General features: G+C 47.4%; 36 protein-coding genes. All 36 read left to right on the forward strand.

Going from position 1 to position 23,626, the window contains the following annotated elements; translation table 11 throughout:
- Positions 1–16 precede the first annotated feature (16 nt).
- The 36 genes from rpoC to E1757_RS32630 all read left to right on the forward strand — a co-directional run bounded on the left by rpoC (position 17) and on the right by E1757_RS32630 (position 23,624).
- Positions 17–3,637 carry a DNA-directed RNA polymerase subunit beta' gene (rpoC, locus tag E1757_RS32455; RefSeq protein ID WP_133236100.1) on the forward strand — a complete coding sequence of 1,207 codons (3,621 nt, stop codon included), beginning with the start codon at positions 17–19 and terminating at the stop codon, positions 3,635–3,637.
- A gap of 263 nt (positions 3,638–3,900) precedes the next feature.
- Positions 3,901–4,149 carry a ribosomal L7Ae/L30e/S12e/Gadd45 family protein gene (locus tag E1757_RS32460; protein ID WP_133236102.1) on the forward strand — a complete coding sequence of 83 codons (249 nt, stop codon included), beginning with the start codon at positions 3,901–3,903 and terminating at the stop codon, positions 4,147–4,149.
- Between the two features lie 131 nt (positions 4,150–4,280).
- Positions 4,281–4,703: a 30S ribosomal protein S12 gene (gene rpsL, locus E1757_RS32465; RefSeq protein WP_133236104.1), complete on the forward strand. Its 423-nt coding sequence runs from the start codon at positions 4,281–4,283 to the stop codon at positions 4,701–4,703.
- 44 nt (positions 4,704–4,747) lie between these two features.
- The gene (gene rpsG, locus E1757_RS32470) at positions 4,748–5,218 is read left to right on the forward strand and encodes a 30S ribosomal protein S7 (RefSeq protein ID WP_133236106.1); all 471 of its coding nucleotides are present in this window, start codon (positions 4,748–4,750) and stop codon (positions 5,216–5,218) included.
- A gap of 36 nt (positions 5,219–5,254) precedes the next feature.
- Entirely contained in the window at positions 5,255–7,330 is a 2,076-nt protein-coding gene (fusA, locus tag E1757_RS32475; protein WP_133236108.1) for an elongation factor G, read from the forward strand.
- A gap of 37 nt (positions 7,331–7,367) precedes the next feature.
- Positions 7,368–8,558 carry an elongation factor Tu gene (gene tuf, locus E1757_RS32480; protein ID WP_133236110.1) on the forward strand — a complete coding sequence of 397 codons (1,191 nt, stop codon included), beginning with the start codon at positions 7,368–7,370 and terminating at the stop codon, positions 8,556–8,558.
- Positions 8,559–8,802: 244 nt separating this feature from the next.
- The gene (rpsJ, locus tag E1757_RS32485; protein ID WP_133236112.1) at positions 8,803–9,111 is read left to right on the forward strand and encodes a 30S ribosomal protein S10; all 309 of its coding nucleotides are present in this window, start codon (positions 8,803–8,805) and stop codon (positions 9,109–9,111) included.
- 51 nt (positions 9,112–9,162) lie between these two features.
- A complete protein-coding gene (rplC, locus tag E1757_RS32490; RefSeq protein ID WP_133236114.1) occupies positions 9,163–9,786 on the forward strand; it encodes a 50S ribosomal protein L3 in 624 nt (207 codons plus the stop codon).
- 21 nt (positions 9,787–9,807) lie between these two features.
- Positions 9,808–10,431 (forward strand): 50S ribosomal protein L4, encoded by a 624-nt coding sequence (rplD, locus tag E1757_RS32495; RefSeq protein WP_133236116.1) that lies wholly within the window; start codon positions 9,808–9,810, stop codon positions 10,429–10,431.
- The gene (gene rplW / locus E1757_RS32500) at positions 10,431–10,721 is read left to right on the forward strand and encodes a 50S ribosomal protein L23 (protein WP_133236118.1); all 291 of its coding nucleotides are present in this window, start codon (positions 10,431–10,433) and stop codon (positions 10,719–10,721) included. The genes rplD and rplW overlap by 1 nt, the downstream gene beginning before the upstream one ends.
- Before the next feature lie 30 nt (positions 10,722–10,751).
- Positions 10,752–11,582: a 50S ribosomal protein L2 gene (gene rplB / locus E1757_RS32505; protein ID WP_133236120.1), complete on the forward strand. Its 831-nt coding sequence runs from the start codon at positions 10,752–10,754 to the stop codon at positions 11,580–11,582.
- A gap of 39 nt (positions 11,583–11,621) precedes the next feature.
- Positions 11,622–11,903, forward strand: coding sequence for a 30S ribosomal protein S19 (gene rpsS / locus E1757_RS32510; protein ID WP_133236122.1), 282 nt, complete (start codon positions 11,622–11,624; stop codon positions 11,901–11,903).
- A 42-nt stretch (positions 11,904–11,945) separates the two neighbouring features.
- Entirely contained in the window at positions 11,946–12,281 is a 336-nt protein-coding gene (rplV, locus tag E1757_RS32515; RefSeq protein ID WP_133236124.1) for a 50S ribosomal protein L22, read from the forward strand.
- Between the two features lie 13 nt (positions 12,282–12,294).
- Positions 12,295–12,960: a 30S ribosomal protein S3 gene (rpsC, locus tag E1757_RS32520; protein WP_133236126.1), complete on the forward strand. Its 666-nt coding sequence runs from the start codon at positions 12,295–12,297 to the stop codon at positions 12,958–12,960.
- 2 nt (positions 12,961–12,962) lie between these two features.
- Positions 12,963–13,397: a 50S ribosomal protein L16 gene (gene rplP / locus E1757_RS32525; RefSeq protein WP_133236128.1), complete on the forward strand. Its 435-nt coding sequence runs from the start codon at positions 12,963–12,965 to the stop codon at positions 13,395–13,397.
- The gene (gene rpmC / locus E1757_RS32530; RefSeq protein ID WP_133236130.1) at positions 13,387–13,587 is read left to right on the forward strand and encodes a 50S ribosomal protein L29; all 201 of its coding nucleotides are present in this window, start codon (positions 13,387–13,389) and stop codon (positions 13,585–13,587) included. The genes rplP and rpmC overlap by 11 nt, the downstream gene beginning before the upstream one ends.
- A gap of 24 nt (positions 13,588–13,611) precedes the next feature.
- Complete coding sequence (gene rpsQ / locus E1757_RS32535; protein ID WP_133236132.1) at positions 13,612–13,875, forward strand: 30S ribosomal protein S17; 264 nt, start codon at positions 13,612–13,614, stop codon at positions 13,873–13,875.
- 41 nt (positions 13,876–13,916) lie between these two features.
- Positions 13,917–14,285 (forward strand): 50S ribosomal protein L14, encoded by a 369-nt coding sequence (rplN, locus tag E1757_RS32540; RefSeq protein WP_133236134.1) that lies wholly within the window; start codon positions 13,917–13,919, stop codon positions 14,283–14,285.
- 149 nt (positions 14,286–14,434) lie between these two features.
- Positions 14,435–14,788, forward strand: a complete 354-nt coding sequence (rplX, locus tag E1757_RS32545) for a 50S ribosomal protein L24 (protein ID WP_220446566.1) — start codon at positions 14,435–14,437, stop codon at positions 14,786–14,788.
- A gap of 32 nt (positions 14,789–14,820) precedes the next feature.
- A complete protein-coding gene (rplE, locus tag E1757_RS32550; protein WP_133236136.1) occupies positions 14,821–15,363 on the forward strand; it encodes a 50S ribosomal protein L5 in 543 nt (180 codons plus the stop codon).
- A gap of 35 nt (positions 15,364–15,398) precedes the next feature.
- On the forward strand, positions 15,399–15,584 hold the full coding sequence (locus E1757_RS32555; protein ID WP_026326663.1) for a type Z 30S ribosomal protein S14: 186 nt from the start codon (positions 15,399–15,401) through the stop codon (positions 15,582–15,584).
- Between the two features lie 32 nt (positions 15,585–15,616).
- On the forward strand, positions 15,617–16,015 hold the full coding sequence (gene rpsH / locus E1757_RS32560; protein WP_133236138.1) for a 30S ribosomal protein S8: 399 nt from the start codon (positions 15,617–15,619) through the stop codon (positions 16,013–16,015).
- A gap of 31 nt (positions 16,016–16,046) precedes the next feature.
- Entirely contained in the window at positions 16,047–16,589 is a 543-nt protein-coding gene (gene rplF, locus E1757_RS32565) for a 50S ribosomal protein L6 (RefSeq protein ID WP_133236140.1), read from the forward strand.
- Positions 16,590–16,643: 54 nt separating this feature from the next.
- Positions 16,644–17,012, forward strand: a complete 369-nt coding sequence (gene rplR / locus E1757_RS32570; RefSeq protein ID WP_133236142.1) for a 50S ribosomal protein L18 — start codon at positions 16,644–16,646, stop codon at positions 17,010–17,012.
- Positions 17,013–17,038: 26 nt separating this feature from the next.
- Complete coding sequence (gene rpsE / locus E1757_RS32575) at positions 17,039–17,536, forward strand: 30S ribosomal protein S5 (RefSeq protein ID WP_094018036.1); 498 nt, start codon at positions 17,039–17,041, stop codon at positions 17,534–17,536.
- Positions 17,537–17,546: 10 nt separating this feature from the next.
- Entirely contained in the window at positions 17,547–17,735 is a 189-nt protein-coding gene (gene rpmD, locus E1757_RS32580; RefSeq protein ID WP_133236144.1) for a 50S ribosomal protein L30, read from the forward strand.
- Between the two features lie 37 nt (positions 17,736–17,772).
- Entirely contained in the window at positions 17,773–18,213 is a 441-nt protein-coding gene (gene rplO, locus E1757_RS32585) for a 50S ribosomal protein L15 (protein WP_133236146.1), read from the forward strand.
- Complete coding sequence (secY, locus tag E1757_RS32590; RefSeq protein ID WP_133236148.1) at positions 18,213–19,514, forward strand: preprotein translocase subunit SecY; 1,302 nt, start codon at positions 18,213–18,215, stop codon at positions 19,512–19,514. Before rplO ends, secY begins: the two co-directional genes overlap by 1 nt.
- Positions 19,515–19,598: 84 nt before the next feature.
- A complete protein-coding gene (locus E1757_RS32595) occupies positions 19,599–20,249 on the forward strand; it encodes an adenylate kinase (protein WP_133236150.1) in 651 nt (216 codons plus the stop codon).
- Entirely contained in the window at positions 20,249–21,001 is a 753-nt protein-coding gene (gene map, locus E1757_RS32600) for a type I methionyl aminopeptidase (RefSeq protein ID WP_133236152.1), read from the forward strand. Before E1757_RS32595 ends, map begins: the two co-directional genes overlap by 1 nt.
- 8 nt (positions 21,002–21,009) lie before the next feature.
- Positions 21,010–21,318: a KOW domain-containing RNA-binding protein gene (locus tag E1757_RS32605; protein ID WP_133236154.1), complete on the forward strand. Its 309-nt coding sequence runs from the start codon at positions 21,010–21,012 to the stop codon at positions 21,316–21,318.
- A 2-nt stretch (positions 21,319–21,320) separates the two neighbouring features.
- Positions 21,321–21,539, forward strand: coding sequence for a translation initiation factor IF-1 (gene infA / locus E1757_RS32610; protein WP_009676800.1), 219 nt, complete (start codon positions 21,321–21,323; stop codon positions 21,537–21,539).
- 101 nt (positions 21,540–21,640) lie between these two features.
- A complete protein-coding gene (rpmJ, locus tag E1757_RS32615; RefSeq protein ID WP_003333770.1) occupies positions 21,641–21,754 on the forward strand; it encodes a 50S ribosomal protein L36 in 114 nt (37 codons plus the stop codon).
- 15 nt (positions 21,755–21,769) lie between these two features.
- Positions 21,770–22,138, forward strand: coding sequence for a 30S ribosomal protein S13 (rpsM, locus tag E1757_RS32620; RefSeq protein WP_133236156.1), 369 nt, complete (start codon positions 21,770–21,772; stop codon positions 22,136–22,138).
- Between the two features lie 21 nt (positions 22,139–22,159).
- Complete coding sequence (gene rpsK / locus E1757_RS32625) at positions 22,160–22,555, forward strand: 30S ribosomal protein S11 (RefSeq protein ID WP_133236158.1); 396 nt, start codon at positions 22,160–22,162, stop codon at positions 22,553–22,555.
- Between the two features lie 124 nt (positions 22,556–22,679).
- Positions 22,680–23,624, forward strand: a complete 945-nt coding sequence (locus tag E1757_RS32630; RefSeq protein WP_133236160.1) for a DNA-directed RNA polymerase subunit alpha — start codon at positions 22,680–22,682, stop codon at positions 23,622–23,624.
- The last annotated feature ends 2 nt before the right edge of the window (positions 23,625–23,626 follow it).

Genomic DNA, 23,626 nt, shown 5'->3' on the forward strand with positions numbered 1-23,626 from the left:
TAAGGAGGGTTGCTCCTTGATGGACGTTAACAACTTCGAATTTATGAAAATTGGATTGGCTTCTCCGGAAAAGATCCGATCGTGGTCCCGCGGGGAAGTAAAAAAACCGGAAACAATCAACTACAGAACCTTAAAGCCTGAAAAGGAAGGTCTGTTCTGTGAAAAGATTTTTGGTCCAACTAAGGACTGGGAGTGCCATTGCGGTAAATATAAGCGCGTCCGTTATAAAGGCGTCGTCTGTGACCGCTGCGGCGTAGAAGTGACGCGTCAGAAAGTGCGCCGCGAGCGGATGGGGCACATCGAGCTGGCTGCCCCGGTTTCCCACATCTGGTATTTCAAAGGAATTCCGAGCCGTATGGGATTGGCGTTGGATATGTCCCCTCGCTCGTTGGAAGAGATCATTTATTTCGCTTCTTATGTTGTAACCGATCCTGGCGATACGCCGTTGGAGAAGAAGCAGCTGTTGTCCGAGAAGGAATACCGCAGCTACCGAGAAAAATACGGCTATGCTTTCCAGGCCGGCATGGGTGCCGAAGCGGTGAAAAAGCTGCTTCAGGATATCGAAATCGACAAAGAAGTGGATATGCTCAAGGAAGAACTGAAAACCGCTCAAGGACAGCGCCGTAACCGCGCGATCAAACGGTTGGAAGTCATGGAAGCATTCCGCAATTCGAAAAATATGCCGGAGTGGATGGTGCTGGATGTGCTTCCCGTCATCCCGCCGGAGCTTCGTCCGATGGTACAGTTGGATGGGGGACGTTTTGCGACGTCCGACCTGAACGACTTGTACCGCCGCGTGATCAACCGGAACAACCGCCTGAAACGGCTGCTGGATCTCGGTGCGCCGGACATTATCGTGCAAAACGAGAAACGGATGCTGCAGGAAGCGGTTGATGCGTTGATCGACAACGGCCGCCGCGGCCGTCCCGTAACGGGTCCGGGCAACCGTCCGTTGAAATCGCTCAGCCATATGCTGAAAGGCAAGCAGGGACGCTTCCGGCAAAACCTGCTCGGCAAGCGCGTTGACTATTCGGGCCGTTCCGTTATCGTTGTAGGACCGAGCTTGAAAATGTACCAATGCGGTCTGCCGAAAGAAATGGCGCTTGAGCTGTTCAAGCCTTTCGTTATGAAAGAGCTGGTCAACAAAGGATTGGCGCATAACATCAAGAGTGCGAAACGCAAGGTGGAACGCGTCAGCCCTGAAGTGTGGGACGTACTGGAAGAAGTGATCAAGGAGCATCCGGTTCTGTTGAACCGCGCCCCCACATTGCATAGATTGGGTATTCAGGCATTCGAGCCGATCCTGGTTGAAGGCCGCGCAATCAAGCTGCATCCGTTGGTATGTACAGCGTACAATGCCGACTTTGACGGCGACCAAATGGCGGTGCACGTGCCATTGTCTTCGGAAGCTCAAGCGGAAGCACGCGTGCTGATGCTGGCATCCGGCAACATATTGAACCCGAAAGACGGCAAGCCTGTTGTCACGCCGTCGCAGGATATGGTTTTGGGCAGCTTCTATTTGACGACGGAGAATAAAGAGGCCAAAGGCGCTCTGACGATTGTCCGCAGCGTCCACGAAGCGGTCTCCTTGTACCAGCGCGGAGCTGGATCGCTGCATGCCCGTATTGCCATCCCGGCCAAAGCTTTGAATAAAACGAGCTTTACGCCGGAGCAGCAGGAAGCCATGCTGATCACGACCATCGGGAAAGTAATCTTTAATGAAATTTACCCGGCGGATTTCCCGTTTATCAACGAGCCGACAAAAGCGAACCTGTTGAACGGCGCTTCCGACGAATACTTTGTGTTTGACAAGGGCGGCGACATCCGCAAGAAGATGCAGGAGCTTCCTGAAAGCAAGGCGGTAGGCAAGGAGTACCTGGGCTCGATTATCGCCGAGTGCTTCCGCAAATACCATACGACGCTGACGTCGGTTATTTTGGACCGCATTAAAGAGCTTGGCTTCACTTACTCGACGAAAGCGGGTATTACGATCGCTGTCGCGGACGTAACGGTTCCTAGCGAGAAGGAAGCGATTCTTAAAGAGTCGGATGAAAAAGTAGCCGTCGTCACCAATCAGTACCGCCGCGGTCTCATCACCGATGATGAGCGTTATGACCGGGTCATCGCGATCTGGAGTAAAGCGAAGGATGAGCTGACGGATATTTTGATGAAGTCGCTCGACAAGTACAACTCGATCAACATGATGGTCGAATCGAAGGCGCGCGGTAACAAATCGCAGATTACCCAGCTGGGCGGTATGCGCGGTCTGATGGCCAATCCGTCCGGTAAAATTATCGAGTTGCCGATCAAATCGAACTTCCGCGAAGGTCTTACCGTGTTGGAGTACTTTATTTCCACGCACGGAGCGCGGAAAGGTTTGGCGGATACGGCGCTTCGTACCGCGGACTCCGGTTATTTGACCCGTCGTCTTGTAGACGTGGCGCAGGACGTTATTGTCCGCGATGAAGATTGCGGTACCGATAAAGGATTTACCGTCAGCAAGATTCAGGACGGTAAAGAGGTTATCGAGGACTTGTACGACCGTATCGAAGGACGCTATGCGTTCGAGACGATTCGTCATCCGGAGACGGGCGAGATCATTATCGGCCGCAATGAATTGATCGAAGCGGGCATTGCCGACAAGATCATTCAAGCCGGCATTGAAAAGCTGCAAATTCGTTCCGTGCTCAGCTGCCGTTCGAGACACGGCGTATGCAAAAAATGCTACGGCCGCAATCTGGCAACCGGTCAGCATGTCGAAATCGGCGAAGCGGTAGGGATTATCGCGGCGCAATCGATCGGTGAACCGGGAACGCAGCTGACGATGCGTACGTTCCATACCGGCGGTGTCGCGGGCGATGACATTACGCAAGGTTTGCCGCGTATTCAGGAGCTGTTTGAAGCGCGCAATCCGAAAGGTCAAGCGATCATTTCCGAGCTGGACGGTATCGTCAAAGATATTCGCGAAGCCAAGGATCGTCGTGAAATCGAAGTGTTGGGCGAGGCGGAATCTAAAGTGTACGCCGTTCCTTACGGCTCGCGTGTTCGCGTTACGGTCAACCAGCAGGTAGAAGCCGGCGACGAGCTGACGGAAGGTTCGATCGATCCGAAGGAAATGCTCAGAATCAAAGGGATTCGCGGCGTTCAAAACTATATTCTTCAAGAAGTTCAGCGCGTATACCGGAACCAAGGGGTAGAAATTAACGATAAGCATATCGAGGTTATGGTTCGCCAGATGCTTCGCAAAATCCGTATCGTTGATTCCGGAAATACGACGCTCTTGCCTGGCGCGTTCGTTGACATCCATGAATATGAAGAAGCGAACAAAGTCGCTTTGTTTGCCGATCAAGAGCCTGCCGTTGCCAAGCCGGTGCTGTTGGGTATTACGAAAGCTTCGCTTGAAACGGATTCGTTCTTGTCAGCGGCGTCGTTCCAGGAGACGACAAGAGTGCTGACGGATGCGGCGATCAAAGGCAAGGTCGATCAGCTGCTCGGCTTGAAAGAAAATGTCATCATCGGCAAGCTGATTCCTGCAGGAACGGGAATGGCGCGCTACCGCAACATCCGGATCACGAATCCAAACGAAGAGGAGATCGTAGAAGATTCCTTGGATATGGAGCCTGTTCCGGTAGAGTAACGATAACTTGTACAAGACGCGCAGTGCCTTCATAAATAGCTGGATATGAATTGTTTATGAAGGCGCGCGTTTTTCTTGTTGTTTCGGAAATGATGCGCTGCCTATTTCTGTGGATGGGGGCTCCCCCAAAAGTAATCGGAATTTGCTTCGGAGCTTCGCGTCACTTTTGGGGGATTATCCTTGACAATGGCACTTTCCTAGTGCTAATATATCGTAGTGTGCCAATTTATGAACGGTCTCCTGTCCTTTGGAGGATGATTCACATGTCATATGAAAAAGTCAAACAGGCTGCGAACGTAAGCACTGGCACGAAGCAAGCTTCAAAAATGATCGAATCGGGCAGAGCCTCGGAAGTTTTTGTTGCGAAAGATGCAGATCCGCGAATAACGATAAAAATAGTTAACCTTTGCAAAAAAATGGGGGTTAAAGTAACATACGTGGATTCCATGAAGTTGTTAGGTAAAGCGTGTGGTATTGAAGTTGGAGCCGCGGTTGCGGCTGTAAGTGAATGAATGATGCACAATCCGTTTTTGCCGAAAACCATCGATGTTGCCGGTAAAAACTTTTCCTTTGTTCATTTACGATTCGCCTGGATCTGTGGGCTTGAAAAATGACATTTCAAATTTTGGAAGGAGGTGGCCACATGCCAACAATTAACCAGCTCGTTCGTAAAGGACGTCAAGCAAAAGTAGACAAGTCGAAATCGCCGGCTCTTCAAAGAGGTTTCAACGCTCTGAAAAGAGAAGCGACTGACATTAGCGCACCTCAAAAGCGCGGTGTATGTACTCGTGTAGGTACAATGACTCCGAAGAAACCGAACTCCGCACTTCGTAAATATGCGCGTGTTCGTTTGACTAACCGTGTCGAGGTAACTGCATACATCCCGGGGATCGGACATAACCTGCAAGAGCACAGCGTCGTATTGATCCGTGGTGGACGGGTAAAAGACCTTCCAGGGGTACGTTATCACATTGTTCGCGGTGCATTGGATACATCCGGTGTCAACAACCGTAAGCAAGCTCGCTCGAAATACGGTACGAAACGTCCGAAAGCGGCAAAATCGTAATCTTTGCAATAAACGAATGAACTTTTTGAGAAAGGGGGATAACTATGCCTCGTAAAGGTCCAGTTACTCGCAGAGACGTATTGCCAGATCCTATTTATAATAGCAAGCTGGTGACACGTTTAATCAACCGCATTATGCTTGACGGCAAAAGAGGGGTCGCTCAGACCATCCTATACAACGCTTTTAACATGATTCAAGATCGTACGGGTAAAGAGCCGATGGAAGTGTTTGAAGCAGCCATCAAAAACATTATGCCAGTTCTTGAAGTTAAAGCTCGCCGTGTCGGCGGTGCCAACTACCAGGTGCCAATCGAAGTGAGACCAGATCGTCGTACGACTTTGGGTCTTCGCTGGTTGGTCAACTACTCCCGCCTTCGCGGTGAGAAAACAATGGAAGAAAGATTGGCTCAAGAAATCATTGATGCCAGCAACAACACAGGCGCTTCCGTTAAGAAGCGTGAAGATACGCACAAAATGGCGGAAGCCAACAAAGCGTTCGCGCATTACCGCTGGTAGAATTTTATTCCTGATGAATTGGAAGGAGACATCCTCATGGCTAGAGAGTACTCCTTGAACGATACGCGTAATATCGGGATTATGGCTCATATTGATGCAGGTAAAACTACAACTACGGAGCGGATCTTGTTCTACACAGGTATCACTCACAAAATCGGAGAAGTGCACGAAGGTGCAGCAACGATGGACTGGATGGAACAAGAGCAGGAGCGCGGAATTACCATCACTTCCGCTGCTACCACAACTCATTGGAAGGGCAACCGCATCAATATCATTGATACTCCTGGACACGTAGACTTCACGGTTGAAGTAGAGCGTTCCCTTCGCGTACTGGATGGAGCAGTAGGTGTGTTCAGCGCTAAAGAAGGCGTTGAACCGCAATCCGAGACAGTTTGGAGACAAGCTGACCGGTACAGCGTTCCACGTATCGCGTATGTGAATAAGATGGACATCATCGGTGCCGACTACTTGGCAGTTATCGAGCAAATGCGCGAAAAGCTAGGCGCTAACGCAGTAGCGATCCAATTGCCTATCGGTGCCGAGAGTGATTTTAAAGGTATTATCGACCTGATCGAACAAAAAGCTTATATTTACAAGGATGATCTGGGTAAAGATATTGAAGAAACAGATATTCCTGAGGAATATAAAGCTAAAGTTGAAGAATTAAGACTTGAACTTGTTGAGAAAGTGGCCGAACTGGACGAAGAGCTGACTATGAAATATCTCGAGGGTGAAGAATTGACCGTCGAAGAAATCAAAAAAGCTTTGCGTACGGCAACTTGCCAAGTTAAAATCTTTCCGGTCGTTTGCGGATCTTCCTATAGAAACAAAGGTATTCAGCTAGTGCTGAATGCAGTTGTCGATTACCTTCCTTCTCCAATAGATGTGCCGGACATTAAAGGTACGCTGGAAGACGGAACGGAAGTTACCCGTAAATCGGCTGATGACCAGCCATTCTCCGCACTTGCGTTCAAAATCATGACAGATCCTTTTGTTGGTAAATTGACGTTCTTCCGCGTATACTCCGGCGTATTGAATTCCGGTTCCTACGTAGTCAACGCAACGAAAGGCAAGCGTGAAAGAGTTGGACGTATTCTGCAGATGCATGCAAACAGCCGTCAAGAAATCAGCATCGTGTATGCCGGTGACATCGCGGCAGCTGTTGGTCTGAAAGATACAACTACAGGCGATACCTTGTGCGACGAGAAAAATCCGGTTATTTTGGAATCGATGAACTTCCCTGAGCCGGTAATTCAACTTGCTGTTGAGCCTAAAACGAAAGCCGACCAAGACAAAATGGGTATTGCACTGTCGAAGCTGGCTGAAGAAGATCCGACTTTCCGTGCGCATACAGATGAGGAAACAGGTCAAACAATCATCGCAGGTATGGGTGAGCTTCACCTGGAAATTCTTGTTGACCGTATGCTTCGTGAATTTAAAGTGGAAACCAATGTGGGTAAACCGCAGGTTGCTTACCGTGAAACTTTCCGCGCAACTGCGAAGGTCGAAGGTAAGTTCGTTCGCCAGTCCGGCGGCCGCGGTCAATACGGACATTGTTGGGTTGAGTTTTCGCCGCTTGAGCCTGGAACCGGCTTCCAGTTCGAGAGCAAAGTCGTCGGCGGTGCGATTCCAAGAGAATACATTGCGCCTATTCAGGCCGGTATTGAGGAATCCATGAAGAACGGCGTTATTGCCGGCTTCCCGATGGTTGATATCAAAGCAACCGTTCTTGACGGTTCTTACCATGATGTTGACTCCAACGAGATGGCATTTAAAATTGCAGGTTCTATGGCTTTGAAAGCTGCAGTAGACAAATGTTCTCCTGTACTGCTTGAGCCAATCATGAAAGTAGAAGTAACCGTTCCTGAAGAGTATATGGGCGACGTTATGGGCGACCTGAACTCCCGCCGTGGACGGATCGAAGGTATGGATGCTCGCTTCGGTGCGCAAATCATCCGTGCAAAGGTACCTCTTTCCGAAATGTTCGGATACTCTACTACATTGCGTTCGCGCACACAAGGCCGCGGCGTTTACTCGATGGAAATTTCTCACTATGAAGAAGTGCCGAAGTCCATTGCAGAAGAAATCATTGCAAAGCACAAAGGCGCCTAATAATAATAAATGTCTATTTTAAGGAGGCAATCTAATCATGGCAAAAGCGAAATTTGAGCGCAATAAGCCGCATGTTAACATCGGTACCATCGGTCACGTTGACCACGGTAAAACAACTTTGACAGCTGCTATTACTACTGTATTGTCCAAAAGATACGGCGGAGCAGCGGTTGCATTCGATCAAATCGACAAAGCTCCAGAAGAGCGCGAGCGCGGTATCACAATCTCCACAGCTCACGTTGAGTACGAAACACCTAACCGTCACTACGCACACGTAGACTGCCCAGGCCACGCCGACTATGTTAAAAACATGATCACAGGCGCCGCGCAAATGGACGGAGCGATCCTGGTTGTATCCGCAGCTGACGGCCCAATGCCGCAAACTCGCGAGCACATCCTGTTGTCCCGCCAAGTAGGCGTACCTTACATCGTCGTATTCTTGAACAAATGCGACATGGTTGAAGACGAAGAGCTTCTGGAATTGGTTGAGATGGAAGTTCGCGACCTTCTTAACGAATACGAATTCCCAGGCGACGACACGCCGATTATTCGCGGTGCTGCTCGTGAAGCTTTGCAAAACCCTGATGGCGCATGGGCTGATAAAATCATCGAGCTGTTCGAGCAAGTCGATACTTACATCCCGACTCCGGAACGCGACACTGACAAGCCTTTCTTGATGCCTGTCGAGGACGTATTCTCCATCACTGGCCGCGGTACTGTTGCTACCGGTCGTGTAGAGCGCGGTACGGTTAAAGTACAAGACGAGATCGAAATCGTTGGTCTTACTGAAGAAACTCGCAAATCGATCGTAACCGGCGTTGAAATGTTCCGCAAATTGCTGGATTCCGCACAAGCGGGCGACAACATCGGCGCATTGCTTCGCGGTGTAGACCGTAAAGATATCGAGCGCGGACAAGTATTGGCTAAGCCGGGTTCGGTTAAGCCTCATACAAACTTCTCGGCTCAAATCTACGTTCTTACTAAAGAAGAGGGTGGACGTCATAAGCCTTTCTTCACTGGCTACCGTCCTCAGTTCTACTTCCGTACAACTGACGTAACTGGTATCATTACGCTTCCAGAAGGTACTGAAATGGTTATGCCTGGTGATAACATCACCGTTACGGTTGAACTGATTTCCCCAATCGCTATCGAAGAAGGTACTCGCTTCGCGATTCGCGAAGGCGGACGTACTGTCGGTGCGGGCGCGGTTGCTACAATCAGCAAGTAATTGCTGTTGACGATAAATCCCTTCATTTCTATGAAATGAGGGGATTTATTTTTTTTAGGCGAATGTATGAAAATTTTCTTGCTTTTTGCTTTCATTTTTAATATAATAGTGAACGTTGGTCTGTGACGTTGCGATGATGTGAGAGGTTGCTGACACACCCGGCCCCTTTGCCATAGGGGCGGCGTCAGGAGATTTTCACGGAGTATGTCCGATAAAAAATTGGGCGATAGAAGGAGGGAATACTATGGCAAAGCAAAAAATTCGTATTCGTTTGAAGGCTTTTGATCACAGAATCTTGGATCAATCCGCTGAGAAAATTGTAGAAACGGCTAAACGTTCCGGCGCAGGCGTATCGGGTCCGATCCCGCTGCCTACGGAGAAACAAGTGATTACAATTCTTCGTGCGGTTCACAAATACAAAGATTCGCGTGAGCAATTCGAAATGCGCACACATAAGCGCTTGATCGATATTGTGAATCCGACGCCGCAAACGGTCGACGCCTTGATGCGTTTGGATCTGCCGTCCGGTGTGGACATCGAAATTAAACTGTAATTCACATGTGCATAAATATATGAACGAACGAGAGGAAAAGAGGTGTCAACGATGACTAAAGGTATCTTAGGGAAAAAGCTTGGAATGACTCAAGTGTTTACTCCGGAAGGTTTGGTAATTCCCGTAACGGTAATTCAAGCAGGTCCTTGCACGGTATTGCAGAAAAAGGATGCTGAGAACGACGGTTACGAAGCCATTCAAATCGGTTTTGAAGAAAAGAAAGAAAAGAATGCCAACAAACCAGAGTTGGGCCATGCGAAAAAAGCGGGCGCAACACCTAAGCGCTACATTAAAGAATTCCGCGGTGTTCAGATCGCTGAATACGAAGTTGGCCAGGAAATTAAAGCCGACTTGTTCGCAGAAGGCGAATTCGTTGATGTAACAGGTACTTCCAAAGGTAAAGGTTTCCAAGGCGTTATTAAAAGACATAATCAATCGACAGGTCCAATGGCTCACGGTTCCCGTTACCATCGCGGTCCAGGTTCCATGGGTTCAATCCAAGCGAACCGCGTGCCGAAAGGTAAAAAACTGCCGGGTCATATGGGTCATGAAACAGTAACTATTCAGCGTCTTGAAGTAATTAAGGTTGATGTGGAACGCAATGTGCTTCTCATTAAAGGTTCCATTCCTGGACCTAAAAATAGTTTCGTCAGCGTTAAATCGACAGTAAAGTAAAGCAGGAAAGGAGGATTTCAGATGCCAAAAGTAGCAGTTTATAATGTTAGTGGTTCCCAAGTGGGAGAAGTCGAACTGTCCGATTCCGTATTCGGAATTGAGCCGCATGTTCATGTGTTGAACGAGGCGGTGTTAATGCAGCGCGCTTCTTTGCGTCTTGGTACTCATAAAGTAAAAGGCCGTTCCGAAGTACGCGGCGGTGGTCGCAAGCCATGGAAACAAAAAGGTACGGGCCGTGCTCGTCAAGGCAGTATCCGTGCTCCTCAATGGAAGGGCGGCGGTGTTGTTTTCGGACCGACTCCACGCAGCTATGGTTACAAGCTTCCTAAAAAAGTTCGTCGTCTTGCAATTAAATCTGCCCTATCTTCCAAGGTAATCGGCAATGAAATCATCGTGTTGGATCAGCTTCAAATGAGCCAGCCGAAAACAAAAGAATTTGCAACGATTTTGAATAATTTGAAAGTTGACCGTAAAGCTTTGGTAGTTACAGCTGGTTATGAAGAAAACGTGGCATTGTCCGCGCGCAATATTCCTGGCGTGAAGTTTGTAGTAGCTGAAGGAATCAACGTGCTTGATGTTATGGTATACGACAAGCTGATTATTACGAAGGACGCGGTACAGAAGGTAGAGGAGGTGTTTGCGTAATGAAAAACCCTCGCGACATTATTAAGCGCCCTGTAATCACTGAACGTACAAGTGAGATGATGGCCGAGAAGAAGTATGCGTTCGAAGTGGACCTCCGTGCAAACAAGACGGAGATTAAGCAAGCCATCGAGCAAATTTTCAATGTGAAGGTGTCCAATGTTAATACATTGAGAATGCCGGCTAAGCCTAAGCGTTACGGTCGTCACTCGGGATATACGTCCGAATGGAAAAAAGCGATTGTTTCCTTGAGCGCAGACAGCAAAGAACTAGAATTTTTCGAAACGGTGTAATTAACTTTTTGAAGTAAGGAGGGAATCCTAGTGCCAATCAAAAAATACAAACCAACGTCGCCCGCAAGACGTGCTATGTCGGTTTCTACATTTGAAGAAATTACGGCATCTGCTCCGGAGAAGTCGCTCTTGGCTCCTTTGAGCAAAAAAGCCGGTCGTAACAACCAAGGTAAAATTACGGTTCGTCACCATGGTGGTGGACATAAGCGTAAGTATCGGATTATCGATTTCAAACGGAACAAAGATGGAATACCAGGACGCGTTGCTACAATCGAGTACGATCCTAACCGTTCCGCCAACATCGCTTTGATTCATTACGTTGATGGTGAAAAGCGCTATATCATCGCTCCTAAAGGCTTGAAAGTGGACGATCAGGTTGTATCCGGTCCGACAGCCGATATTAAAATCGGCAATGCGTTGCCGCTTGAGAACATTCCTGTAGGTACGGTGATTCACAATATCGAGTTGAAGCCTGGCAAAGGCGGCCAAATGGTGCGCGCTGCCGGTACGGAAGCTCAATTGCTCGGTAAGGAAGATAAATACGTAACTGTTCGTCTTTCTTCCGGCGAAGTAAGAAAAGTATTGAAGGTTTGCCGCGCGACAATCGGTTCCGTCGGCAACGAAGACTATGAACTGGTTAAGATCGGTAAAGCCGGACGTTCCCGCTGGTTGGGTCAAAGACCTGAAGTACGCGGTGTCGTCATGAACCCTAACGATCACCCTCACGGTGGTGGTGAAGGCCGCGCTCCAATCGGTCGTAAATCTCCAATGTCTCCTTGGGGCAAACCGACTCTTGGTTATAAAACACGTAAAAAAGGCAAAGCTTCTGATAAATATATCGTACGCCCACGTACGAAGTAATTTATTTCTTGCAACGGTTAAAGAAGGGAGGAACGAAACATGGGTCGCAGTTTGAAAAAAGGTCCTTTCGTGGACGGCTATCTGCTTAAGAAAGTTGAAGCGATCGGCGATACCACTGCCAAAAAGCAGGTGATCAAAACCTGGTCGCGCCGTTCTACGATTTTCCCGCAATTTATCGGACATACATTTGCGGTATACGATGGTAAAAAGCACGTGCCGGTGTACGTAACGGAAGATATGGTTGGACATAAGCTCGGCGAATTTGCTCCAACGCGTACTTATAAAGGTCACGGTGACGATAAGAAAACGAGCAAGCGTTAAGTTTGCAACGAATTGAGCTGTTAACTGAAAGGAGGTACTTCCATGCAAGAAGCTAAATCCATTGCAAGATTCGTCCGTATTGCTCCCCGTAAGGTGCAATTGGTGATCGACTTGATCCGCGGCAAGCAAGTAGGAGAAGCTATCGCGATTCTGCGTCATACGCCGAAAGCGGCATCTCCGATCGTTGAGAAAGTATTGAACTCGGCGATTGCTAACGCTGAACATAACTACTCTTTGGACCCGAACAGCTTGGTTATTTCTCAAGCTTATGTGAATCAGGGCCCGACAATGAAAAGATTCCGTCCACGTGCTATGGGACGTGCGAGCCGTATCAATAAACGTACCAGCCACATTACGTTAGTGGTATCTGAAAAATAAGGAGGGATAACGTGTGGGTCAGAAAGTAAACCCGGTAGGACTTAGAATTGGGATTATTCGCGATTGGGAATCCAAATGGTACGCTGGTAAAGATTTCGGCGATTTGCTGTTGGAAGACGTTAAAATCCGTGAATACTTGAAGCAAAAGCTGAAAGATTCCGCTGTTTCTCATATTGACATCGAACGTGCGGCAAACCGTGTAAATGTAACCATTCATACAGCGAAGCCTGGTATGGTTATCGGTAAAGGTGGGTCCGAGATCGAAGTGATCCGTACTTACATTGCCAACCTGACGAACGGTAAAAAGGTTCACATCAATATCTCTGAAATTAAAAATCCGGAGCTTGACGCGATTCTTGTTGCCGAGAGCATTGCACAACAATTGGAGCGTCGCGTATCGTTCCGTCGTGCGATGAAGCAAGCGATCCAAAGATCGATGAGAGCCGGAGCCAAAGGTATCAAAACATCAGTTAGCGGTCGTTTGGGCGGAGCTGAAATCGCTAGACAAGAAGGCTACAGCGAAGGCACAGTGCCTCTTCATACACTTCGTGCAGATATCGACTACGGTACGGCGGAAGCTCACACCACTTATGGTCGGATCGGCGTAAAAGTGTGGATCTATCGCGGCGAAGTTCTTCCAACGGCTAAGAAAAAGGCTGTTACGGAAGGAGGCAACTAATCATGTTAGTTCCTAAACGTGTAAAGCACCGTAAAGAGCATCGCGGTAAAATGCGCGGTCGCGCTAAAGGCGGAGCGGAAGTACATTTCGGTGAATTCGGTTTGCAGGCGATGGAGCCGGCTTGGGTGACCAACCGTCAAATCGAAGCTGCCCGTATCGCGATGACCCGTTACATCAAGCGGGGCGGTAAAGTATGGATCAAAATTTTCCCAGCCAAGCCAATTACGCAAAAGCCGCTTGAAGTCCGGATGGGTAGCGGTAAAGGTAATGTGGAAAAATGGGTTGCTGTTGTAAAACCTGGTAAAGTTATGTTTGAATTGGCTGGCGTCAGCGAAGAAATCGCACGCGAAGCAATGCGTCTTGCTTCTCACAAACTGCCAATCAAAACGAAGTTTGTTAAAAGAGAAGATGTAGGTGGTGAAGCAAATGAAAGCTAGTGAATTTCGCAACTTAACCACTGCTGAGATTGAACAAAAAATTTCCGGCTTTAAGGAGCAGCTCTTTAACCTCCGTTTTCAACTAGCTACCGGTCAACTGGATAATCCAGTCCAGATTCGAGAAGTCCGCAAAGAGATTGCTCGTGCAAAGACTGTTTTGCGTGAAAGAGAACTGGGGATCATTAGTTAATGAAAGAGAGAGGAGGATTTTCCAATGAGTGAACGTAATGATCGTAAAACTCAAGTTGGCAAAGTCGTGAGCGACAAAATGGATAAAACCATCGTCATCGCCGTTGAAACCTATAAAAAGCACGATCTTTACCACAAGAGAATCAAATATACGAAAAAATTCAAAGCGCATGATGAAAACAACGAAGCTAAAATCGGTGATGTTGTAAGAGTCATGGAAACTCGTCCGCTTTCCAAAGACAAGCGCTGGAGATTGATCGAAGTCGTAGAAAAAGCGGTTATCGTTTAAGATATGCAAGATGCATCAATTCCGGAAGGAGGGTTTAGACAATGATTCAACCTCTATCTCGTTTAAATGTGGCTGACAACTCTGGCGCCAAGCAACTGATGTGTATCCGTGTGTTAGGTGGCACAGGTCGTCGCGTAGGTCACATCGGCGATTTGATCATTTGTTCGGTGAAAGAAGCAACACCAGGTGGCGTTGTCAAAAAGGGTGATGTAGTTAAGGCGGTTATCGTCCGCACGAAACGCGGAGCTCGTCGTAAAGACGGTTCTTACATCAGCTTCGATGAGAATGCGGCGGTTATCGTGAAGGACGATAAAAGTCCTCGCGGAACTCGTATCTTCGGGCCAGTTGCTCGTGAACTTCGCGACAGAGACTTTATGAAAATCGTTTCTCTCGCACCTGAAGTTATCTAATGAACAGCCGCGCGGCGGCTAACGAATATAAATAGCATTCCCCAGGAATGCTCAGCTGTACCTTACGAAGTCAGTTTTCTAACGAAAACTTAAAGTTTATGCTTACGAAGTTAGCATTCTTACGAATGCTCTCAGGAGGTGGAAACTCAATGCCAAAGCAACCCAAGAAATTGGAGTCTCACAACAATAAATTGCACGTGAAAAAAGATGACAATGTGTTCGTGATTACAGGTAAAGACAAAGGTAAAAAAGGTCGTATAATCGCAGCATATCCTCGCGAAAACCGCGTGTTGGTCGAAGGTGTGAACATGGTGAAGAAGCACACGAAACCATCGCAGTCGAATCCGCAGGGCGGCATCATTGCTCAGGAAGCGCCAATTCACGTATCCAACGTGATGCTGATCGATCCGAAGAGCGGCCAGCCTACCCGCGTAGGTTATAAAGTAATGGACAACGGTCAAAAAGTGCGTATCGCTAAAAAATCCGGTGAAGTCATCGATTAATCGTATAAGGTAAGAAAGGAGGTACATGAAACATGGCAGCAAGATTAAAAGATCGTTTTTTGAATGAAGTTACACCTTCATTGATCCAAAAGTTTAACTACAGCACGGTAATGCAAGTGCCTAAGATCGAGAAAGTCGTTATCAACATGGGTGTAGGTGAAGCTGTTTCCAACTCCAAAGTACTGGATGTTGCGGTACAGGATCTGCAGCTTATCTCCGGTCAAAAGCCTGTTGTAACGAGAGCGAAAAAATCGATCGCAGGTTTCAAATTGCGTGAAAATATGCCGATCGGTGCAAAAGTAACTTTGCGCGGCGAGCGGATGTATCATTTCCTGGATAAATTGTTCAACATCGCTCTACCACGGGTTCGTGACTTCCGCGGCGTATCCTCGAAAGCTTTCGACGGTCGCGGCAATTACACGCTGGGTCTGAAAGAACAATTGATTTTCCCGGAAATCGAGTACGATAAAGTCGATAAAGTACGCGGTATGGATATCGTTATTGTAACAACAGCTAAATCCGACGAAGAGTCGCGTGAATTATTAACCCAATTAGGTATGCCGTTTTCGAAGTAATTCGGATTGGCTAAGCCCCGGAGGTGTAAAAATAAGTGGCAAAAACTTCGATGAAAGTGAAGCAGCAGCGCCCTCCTAAATTTAAGGTGCAAGCTTACACTCGCTGCGAACGTTGCGGTCGTCCACATTCGGTTCTACGGAAATTCAAAATTTGCAGAATTTGTTTCCGTGAATTGGCATACAAAGGCCAGATTCCTGGCGTGAAAAAAGCAAGCTGGTAATTACCCAAGTTTCGGGAAGGAGGTTCACCAAAATGGTCATGTCAGATCCAATTGCAGATATGCTTACTCGCATTCGTAATGCAAACGTTGTGCGTCATGAGACTGTAGAAATTCCTGCTTCGACGATCAAAAGAGAAATTGCTGAGATCCTCAAGAAGGAAGGCTTCATCCGTGACGCTGAATATATCGAAGATAACAAGCAAGGGATTATCCGTTTGTTCTTGAAATACGGCCCTAACAATGAGCGTGTTATCTCCGGTCTGAAAAGAATCAGCAAGCCGGGCTTGCGCGTTTATACAAAAAGTCAAGAGGTTCCTCGCGTACTTGGCGGCTTGGGAATTGCAATTATCTCCACTTCCCATGGCGTTATGACAGACAAGGAAGCTCGTCAATCCAAATCCGGCGGAGAAGTTATCTGCTACGTCTGGTAAAACAGAATTTTAATGAACGGAGGTGCATACCATGTCCCGTATTGGTCGTAAGCCAATTACAATTCCAAGTGGCGTCAACATCACTTTGGATAACACACTTATTACGGTAAAAGGCCCTAAAGGTACTTTGAGCCGTGAATTACACAGAGACATGAAGGTTGTTATTGCTGAGAATGAAATTTCAGTAGAGCGTCCTTCTGATAATAAATTACATCGTTCCCTTCATGGTACGACAAGAAGCGTTGTCAACAACATGGTTAGCGGTGTAACTGAAGGCTTTGTGAAAAACCTTGATTTGGTTGGTGTAGGTTACCGTGCGAATAAAACCGGCAATAAGCTGGTTTTGAACGTTGGTTATTCCCACCCTGTTGAGATCGAGCCGGAAAGCGGCATCGAATTCGAGGTTCCTTCAAACACTAAGATCATCGTCAAAGGTATCGATAAAGAATTGGTCGGCGCTACTGCTGCCAAGATTCGTTCCGTTCGTGAGCCTGAACCGTATAAAGGTAAAGGTATTAAATACGAAGGCGAGCGCATTATTCGCAAAGAAGGTAAAGCCGGTAAGAAGAAATAACAATATCGCGTAAAGCGTTAATGTCTTAGTCAAGCTGAAAGGAGTGAACCTCGGATGATTACAAAAAGCGATAAAAATAAAGCTCGTCTGAAAAGACACCTTCGTGTACGTAAGAAAATTCAAGGAACGGCTGAACGTCCACGCTTGAATATCTTCCGTTCTTCCAAACACATGTACGCTCAATTGATCGACGATGTGACGGGTGTAACGATCGCTGCCGCTTCTACTCAAGATAAAGAGCTGAAAGACGGTATCGGTAACGGCGGCAATGTTGAAGCGGCTCGCAAGGTCGGAGCTTTGATTGCGGAGCGCGCTAAAAAGAGCGGTGTAGCGAAAGTCGTATTTGACCGCGGCGGATATTTGTATCATGGACGCGTGCAGGCTTTGGCTGATGCAGCTCGTGAAGCAGGTCTTGAATTTTAATAGAATTTACAAGGAGGTAAAGTCACTTGCGTATTGATCCCAATACTTTAGAGTTAACTGAAAAAGTCGTTAACATTAACCGCGTTGCTAAAGTAGTAAAAGGCGGACGTCGTTTTAGCTTCAGCGCTCTTGTCGTTGTAGGCGACGGTAATGGCTGGGTAGGCGCAGGAATCGGTAAAGCGGGAGAGGTGCCTGATGCGATTCGCAAAGGTATCGAAGACGCCAAGAAAAACCTGATTCATGTACCTATCGTCGGCACAACCATCCCTCACTTGGTTATCGGTAAATTTGGAGCAGGCAACGTATTGTTGAAACCAGCTTCCAAAGGTACCGGCGTTATTGCCGGCGGCCCTGTTCGTGCGGTGTTGGAACTGGCTGGTGTAGGCGATATTTTGACCAAATCCCTAGGATCTTCTAACTCCATCAACATGGTTAATGCTACCCTTGAAGGCTTGCAGCGTCTGAAGCGTGCTGAAGAAGTTGCAAAGCTGCGTGGCAAAACTGTTGAAGAACTGTTAGGTTAGGAGGGATACCATGGCTAAGCAATTACAAATTACCCTCAAACGCAGCCTGATTGGTCGTCCGGAAGTACAGCGTCGTACAGTTGCTTCTCTCGGATTGCGCAAACTGCACCAATCTGTTACGCAACAAGACAACGCTGCGATTCGCGGTATGGTGAATCAAGTAAGTCATCTTGTGGAAGTTAAAGAAATCGAAGCTTAATAAGGCTTAACAATAAGTACTAGAGGAGGTGCAAACGATGAAATTGCATGAACTTACTTCGGCTGTTGGATCCCGCAAAGCCCGCAAACGTGTAGGCCGCGGTATCGGAAGCGGCATGGGTAAAACATCTACTCGCGGTCATAAAGGTCAAAACGCCCGTTCCGGCGGTGGCGTACGTCCTGGCTTTGAGGGAGGTCAAAACCCTCTTTATCGTCGCTTGCCTAAGCGTGGATTCACTAACCGGTTCCGTAAGGAATTTGCGATCGTGAATTTGTCTGAACTTAATAAGTTTGCTGCTGGCACGGAAGTGACGCCGGAAGTACTTTTTGAGTCCGGAATCGTGAAAAATGGAAGAGACGGCATTAAAATCTTGGGCAATGGCGAAATTACGGTTCAATTGAACGTAAAAGCTAACAAGTTTTCCCAATCTGCGGTAGATAAAATCGAGGCTGCCGGCGGTAAAACCGAGGTGATTTAATGTTTCGTACCATATCCAATATTATGAAAGTAGACGATTTGAGAAGAAGAATTCTGTTTACCTTATTGGTACTGATCGTCTACCGAATTGGTGCTTTCATCACGGTACCTAACATCAACACAGATATTCTTAAAGCTCAAGACCATGCTAATTCCAGCGATGTTTTTGGCTTGTTGAACACCTTTACCGGGGGGGCATTGTTTCAATTCTCCATTTTTGCGACGGGGATTATGCCTTACATTACATCGTCGATCATCGTACAGCTGTTGTCGATGGATGTCATTCCGAGGTTTGCTCAATGGGCCAAAGAAGGCGAGATGGGCAGGAAAAAGCTAGCGCAGATTACGCGGTATGGTACGATTGTGTTGGGGCTAATTCAAGCGTTCGGTGTGGCGATCGGATTTAACCGCATCTACGCCGGATTGGTTGTGAACCCCAGTTTCGCAACATATGCCTTGATCGCCATTGTACTTACGGCGGGCACTGCTTTTCTGATGTGGTTAGGGGAACAGATCACTGAGAACGGCATTGGAAATGGTATTTCCATTATCATCTTCGCTGGGATCGTCGCGGCCATTCCAACAGGAATTTCGCAGATCTACAAATCCCAGTTTGCACAAGCCGGTGACGCGTTGTTCTTGAATGTACTGAAGATGCTCATCATCGCGGTCGTTATTATAGCGATTATCGCGGGGGTCATTTTCATTCAGCAAGGTGTTCGCAAAATTCCGGTGCAATATGCAAAACGGGTGGTTGGCCGTAAAATGTACGGTGGTCAATCCACACACATTCCGTTAAAAGTAAATGCCGCAGGCGTAATTCCAGTTATTTTCGCCCTATCGCTGCTCGTATTTCCTCCGACCTTAGCCAGCTTCTGGAGAGGGAATGCGGTTGCCGACTGGATTATTACGAACCTGAACTATACGCATCCGCTTGGAATGACTTTGTATGTGCTGCTGATTATCGGGTTCACTTTCTTCTACACTTTCGTGCAGATTAACCCCGAGCAAATGGCCGATCAGATGAAGAAAAACGGCGGGTACATCCCCGGGATTCGTCCTGGCAAAACCACCTCCGTCTACTTGACGAGAGTGATGACGCGGATTACGTTATCCGGCGCAATTTTTCTCGCTATCGTCGCCATTCTGCCCATGATCTTAGGAAAGTTGGCCAACTTGCCGAGCTCGGTAAGTATTGGCGGAACGTCCCTGCTGATCGTCATCGGTGTTGGTTTGGAAACGATGAAGCAAATTGAAAGCCAATTAATCAAACGGCATTACAAAGGCTTTATTAATAAATAGCAAATAGGTTCTGGTAGTGATTTATTGACTATCGGCACCTATTGTGCTGTTAGCATCACTTGATGTGATGGGGAGGAAGTCATTATGAACGTAATCTTTATGGGGCCTCCTGGTGCAGGTAAAGGTACACAGGCGGAAAGTATCGTCAATGAATTTCAAATCCCGCATATTTCTACGGGTGATGCGTTTCGTTTGGCAATGAAACAGGAAACGCCGCTGGGGCTCGAAGCCAAAAAGTATGTGGATCAAGGTTTGCTGGTTCCTGACGAGATTACCATAGGTATCGTTAAGGAAAGGCTGCAGCAGCCTGACTGCGTTCCGGGCTTCTTGCTGGACGGTTTTCCCAGAACGATTTCGCAGGCGGAAGCACTCGACGAAATTGTGCAAGGCATGGGAAGAAACATCGACCATGTAATTAATTTAAGCGTTGATCGCAACCTGTTGTTGGCTCGTTTGACCGGAAGAAGAATCTGTAGAGCATGTGGAGCTACGTATCATATCTTGTTTAACCCCCCTGCAACTGAAAATGTATGTGATAAATGTTCAGGTGAACTGTATCAAAGATCGGATGATACCGAAGAAAAAGTAGGTACTCGCCTTGATGAGTACATGAACAAGACGGCGCCTTTGCTGTCGTATTATCGTGACAAAGGAAACTTGCGTGAGGTTAACGGTGAGCAAGAGATTAATACGGTTACTGCACAAATCAGTTCACTATTGCGAGGGCAAGCGTAATGATCATTTGTAAATCAGCAGCTGAATTGGAATTAATGAGAGAAGCCGGTCGTATTGTAGCCGAAACGCATCGCTTGTTGCAGAAATCCATTCAGCCCGATATTACAACGAAAGAGCTGGATCAAATCGCAGAAGATTTCATTCGCAGTCAGGGCGCAACTCCATCTTTTAAAGGCTATAACGGTTTTTCTGGCAGCATCTGTGCTTCGGTTAATGATGAATTGGTTCACGGCATCCCAAGCGGACGTAAGCTTAAAGACGGCGATATTATCAGTCTCGATATCGGCGCCAAGTACAAAGGTTATCATGGCGACTCCGCATGGACGTATGGTGTAGGCACGATTTCCGAAACAGCTAAGAAATTATTAGAAGTAACGGAACAAAGCTTATACGCTGGACTGGCAGAAGCTAAGCCGGACGCGCGATTGTATACGATCTCTCATGCGATTCAAAAATGCGTCGAGGATGCCGGTTTTTCAATTGTTCGAGAATATGTAGGGCATGGAGTTGGTTCCGAGCTTCACGAGGAACCACAAATTCCGAATTACGGCTTGCCGGGACGAGGTCCTCGTCTAAAGCCGGGTATGGTATTAGCAATCGAACCGATGGTTAATGTCGGCGAACGTTTCGTCAAGACATTGGACGACAATTGGACGGTTGTTACAGTGGATGGCACACTGTGCGCGCATTTCGAGCATACCATCGCTATTACGCCAGAAGGGTATGAAATATTGACCAAGTCTGGATCGTAGGTGATAGAGTGGATTCGGTAAACATACCTCAACTGGGACAAATCGTTAGGATTGTTCGGGGCAAAGATTCCGGGAAGTACGCCGTTATTATCAACGTCGAAGACCAACGATTCGTATGGATTGCCGACGGCGACAAACGGAAGTTCGATCATCCTAAAAAGAAAAATTTGGCTCATCTCGAATTGCTGCAGGCGATCAGCAGTGAAGTCGTGGAAAGCTTGCAGGATAGCGGTCGCGTAACTAACGGTAAACTGCGGTTTGCACTCTTTAAGTACGTGGATCAACTACAATCAGAAGCACAAGAGAAAGGAGAATGACTGTGGCCAAAGAAGATGTAATTGAAGTTGAAGGTACAGTGATTGAACCTCTTCCTAATGCAATGTTTAAGGTTGAATTGGAAAACGGTCATAAAATACTTGCTCATGTATCCGGGAAAATCAGAATGCATTTTATCCGGATCTTGCCTGGTGATAAAGTGACGGTGGAACTTTCCCCTTATGATTTGACCAGAGGCCGTATAACCTATCGTTTTAAATAGATCGGTTTGTGAACGAACCCGCTTGCTAAAGCAAGCTTTATAGTCAAGCAGCGCTTTCGATGCAAGTTTTTCTCGCGAAAAACTATCAGGAGGTAATTAAGATGAAAGTTAGACCATCGGTCAAACCGATTTGCGAAAAATGCAAAGTCATTCGCCGCAAAGGTAACGTAATGGTAATTTGCGAAAACCCTAAGCATAAACAAAAACAAGGATAAGGAGGTGCTTGTATAATGGCACGTATTGCTGGTGTAGACTTACCGCGTGACAAACGCGTTGTTATCGCGTTGACGTACATTTTTGGTATCGGCAAGACCACTTCTGAGAAGATTCTGGCTACTACAGGCGTAGATCCGTCTACTCGCGTTCGCGATCTTACAGAGGACGAAGTTAGCAAACTTCGAGATGCTATTGACAAGACCGTTAAAGTGGAAGGCGATCTTCGCCGCGAAATTTCTTTGAACATTAAACGTCTGATCGAGATCGGATGCTATCGTGGTGTTCGTCACCGCCGCGGCTTGCCTGTTCGCGGTCAACGCACGAAAACGAACGCACGTACGCGTAAAGGTCCTCGTCGTACTGTAGCTAACAAGAAAAAATAGTAAAGGGGGTTAACACTGAAAATGGCTAAACCAAAAAAAGTAGTTCGTACCAAACGTCGTGACCGGAAAAATATCGACTCTGGAGTGGCACATATCCGCTCTACGTTTAACAATACGATCGTAACTATCACGGATCCTCACGGTAATGCAATCTCTTGGGCAAGTGCCGGCAACCTGGGCTTCAAAGGCTCCCGTAAAAGCACTCCGTTCGCAGCGCAAATGGCCGCTGAGTCCGCAGCCAAAGCCGCTATGGAGCATGGCATGAAAGTGGTTGAAGTAATGGTTAAAGGCCCTGGTGCAGGTCGTGAAGCGGCTATCCGCTCGCTGCAAGCAGCAGGTTTGGAAGTAAACCTGATTAAAGACGTGACTCCTGTCCCACATAACGGTTGCCGTCCTCCAAAACGTCGTCGCGTCTAATTCAGGATGGCAAAGAGTGGTATAATTATCCAAAATTAGTGAATACTATATGGATAGGTATACTGCACGTTTTATGCGTCTTAAGTTATCCAGAGGGAAGCGACGTTTTGAAGGAGGGTTATAAGTGATCGAAATCGAAAAGCCGAAAATAGAAACCGTATCATTGAGTGAAGATGGCTCATACGGCAAATTTGTTGTGGAGCCATTGGAAAGAGGCTATGGAACCACGCTGGGGAACTCGCTGCGCAGAATTTTGTTGTCCTCGCTCCCGGGGGCAGCGGTAACGTCCGTTCAAATTGACGGCGTGCTGCACGAGTTTTCCACGGTTCCAGGCGTTATGGAAGATGTTACGGAGATTATCCTAAACCTTAAAGGGCTATCGTTAAAGATACATTCCGACGAGGAGAAAGTGTTGGAAATCGACGCGGAAGGTGAAGGGGCTGTCGTAGCCGGCGATATTCGTGGTGACAGCGATGTAGAAATTCTGAATCCGGATTTGCACATTGCTACTTTATCCTCCGATGCGCGTCTTCATATGCGAATTCATGCGAATCGCGGCCGCGGATACGTACAAGCCGACAAGAACAAGAAGGAAGAGCAGTTGATCGGCGTCATTCCGATTGATTCGATCTACACTCCGATTACCCGCGTCAATTACAGCGTCGAAAACACTCGCGTCGGTCAAGTTACCAACTATGATAAACTAACCCTCGAAGTCTGGACCGATGGAAGTATTCGACCTGAAGAAGCTGTAAGCTTGGGCGCCAAGATTTTAACGGAGCATTTGATGCTGTTTGTCGGTTTGACGGATGAAGCCAAGGACGCTGAGATCATGGTAGAGAAGGAAGAAGACAAGAAGGAAAAAGTGCTTGAGATGACTATCGAAGAGCTCGATCTGTCGGTTCGCTCCTACAACTGCTTGAAGCGTGCAGGTATCAATACGGTGCAGGAATTGATTACGAAAACGGAAGAAGACATGATGAAGGTTCGTAATCTTGGACGCAAATCTCTTGAAGAGGTACAAGAAAAGCTCGAGGAGCTTGGCCTTGGCCTTCGAATGGAAGACTAATC

This window comes from Paenibacillus piri (assembly GCF_004354045.1).
Classification (GTDB): domain Bacteria; phylum Bacillota; class Bacilli; order Paenibacillales; family NBRC-103111; genus Paenibacillus_S; species Paenibacillus_S piri.

Bases quoted from the DNA above. Each gene is read 5' to 3' on its own strand.
- E1757_RS32460 (WP_133236102.1), top strand. From the start codon at position 3,901: ATGTCATATGAAAAAGTCAAACAGGCTGCGAACGTAAGCACTGGCACG.
- rpsL (WP_133236104.1), top strand. From the start codon at position 4,281: ATGCCAACAATTAACCAGCTCGTTCGTAAAGGACGTCAAGCAAAAGTA.
- rpsG (WP_133236106.1), top strand. From the start codon at position 4,748: ATGCCTCGTAAAGGTCCAGTTACTCGCAGAGACGTATTGCCAGATCCT.
- fusA (WP_133236108.1), top strand. From the start codon at position 5,255: ATGGCTAGAGAGTACTCCTTGAACGATACGCGTAATATCGGGATTATG.
- tuf (WP_133236110.1), top strand. From the start codon at position 7,368: ATGGCAAAAGCGAAATTTGAGCGCAATAAGCCGCATGTTAACATCGGT.
- rpsJ (WP_133236112.1), top strand. From the start codon at position 8,803: ATGGCAAAGCAAAAAATTCGTATTCGTTTGAAGGCTTTTGATCACAGA.
- rplC (WP_133236114.1), top strand. From the start codon at position 9,163: ATGACTAAAGGTATCTTAGGGAAAAAGCTTGGAATGACTCAAGTGTTT.
- rplD (WP_133236116.1), top strand. From the start codon at position 9,808: ATGCCAAAAGTAGCAGTTTATAATGTTAGTGGTTCCCAAGTGGGAGAA.
- rplW (WP_133236118.1), top strand. From the start codon at position 10,431: ATGAAAAACCCTCGCGACATTATTAAGCGCCCTGTAATCACTGAACGT.
- rpsS (WP_133236122.1), top strand. From the start codon at position 11,622: ATGGGTCGCAGTTTGAAAAAAGGTCCTTTCGTGGACGGCTATCTGCTT.
- rplV (WP_133236124.1), top strand. From the start codon at position 11,946: ATGCAAGAAGCTAAATCCATTGCAAGATTCGTCCGTATTGCTCCCCGT.
- rplP (WP_133236128.1), top strand. From the start codon at position 12,963: ATGTTAGTTCCTAAACGTGTAAAGCACCGTAAAGAGCATCGCGGTAAA.
- rpmC (WP_133236130.1), top strand. From the start codon at position 13,387: ATGAAAGCTAGTGAATTTCGCAACTTAACCACTGCTGAGATTGAACAA.
- rpsQ (WP_133236132.1), top strand. From the start codon at position 13,612: ATGAGTGAACGTAATGATCGTAAAACTCAAGTTGGCAAAGTCGTGAGC.
- rplN (WP_133236134.1), top strand. From the start codon at position 13,917: ATGATTCAACCTCTATCTCGTTTAAATGTGGCTGACAACTCTGGCGCC.
- rplX (WP_220446566.1), top strand. From the start codon at position 14,435: ATGCCAAAGCAACCCAAGAAATTGGAGTCTCACAACAATAAATTGCAC.
- rplE (WP_133236136.1), top strand. From the start codon at position 14,821: ATGGCAGCAAGATTAAAAGATCGTTTTTTGAATGAAGTTACACCTTCA.
- rpsH (WP_133236138.1), top strand. From the start codon at position 15,617: ATGGTCATGTCAGATCCAATTGCAGATATGCTTACTCGCATTCGTAAT.
- rplF (WP_133236140.1), top strand. From the start codon at position 16,047: ATGTCCCGTATTGGTCGTAAGCCAATTACAATTCCAAGTGGCGTCAAC.
- rplR (WP_133236142.1), top strand. From the start codon at position 16,644: ATGATTACAAAAAGCGATAAAAATAAAGCTCGTCTGAAAAGACACCTT.
- rpmD (WP_133236144.1), top strand. From the start codon at position 17,547: ATGGCTAAGCAATTACAAATTACCCTCAAACGCAGCCTGATTGGTCGT.
- rplO (WP_133236146.1), top strand. From the start codon at position 17,773: ATGAAATTGCATGAACTTACTTCGGCTGTTGGATCCCGCAAAGCCCGC.
- secY (WP_133236148.1), top strand. From the start codon at position 18,213: ATGTTTCGTACCATATCCAATATTATGAAAGTAGACGATTTGAGAAGA.
- E1757_RS32595 (WP_133236150.1), top strand. From the start codon at position 19,599: ATGAACGTAATCTTTATGGGGCCTCCTGGTGCAGGTAAAGGTACACAG.
- map (WP_133236152.1), top strand. From the start codon at position 20,249: ATGATCATTTGTAAATCAGCAGCTGAATTGGAATTAATGAGAGAAGCC.
- rpmJ (WP_003333770.1), top strand. From the start codon at position 21,641: ATGAAAGTTAGACCATCGGTCAAACCGATTTGCGAAAAATGCAAAGTC.
- rpsM (WP_133236156.1), top strand. From the start codon at position 21,770: ATGGCACGTATTGCTGGTGTAGACTTACCGCGTGACAAACGCGTTGTT.
- rpsK (WP_133236158.1), top strand. From the start codon at position 22,160: ATGGCTAAACCAAAAAAAGTAGTTCGTACCAAACGTCGTGACCGGAAA.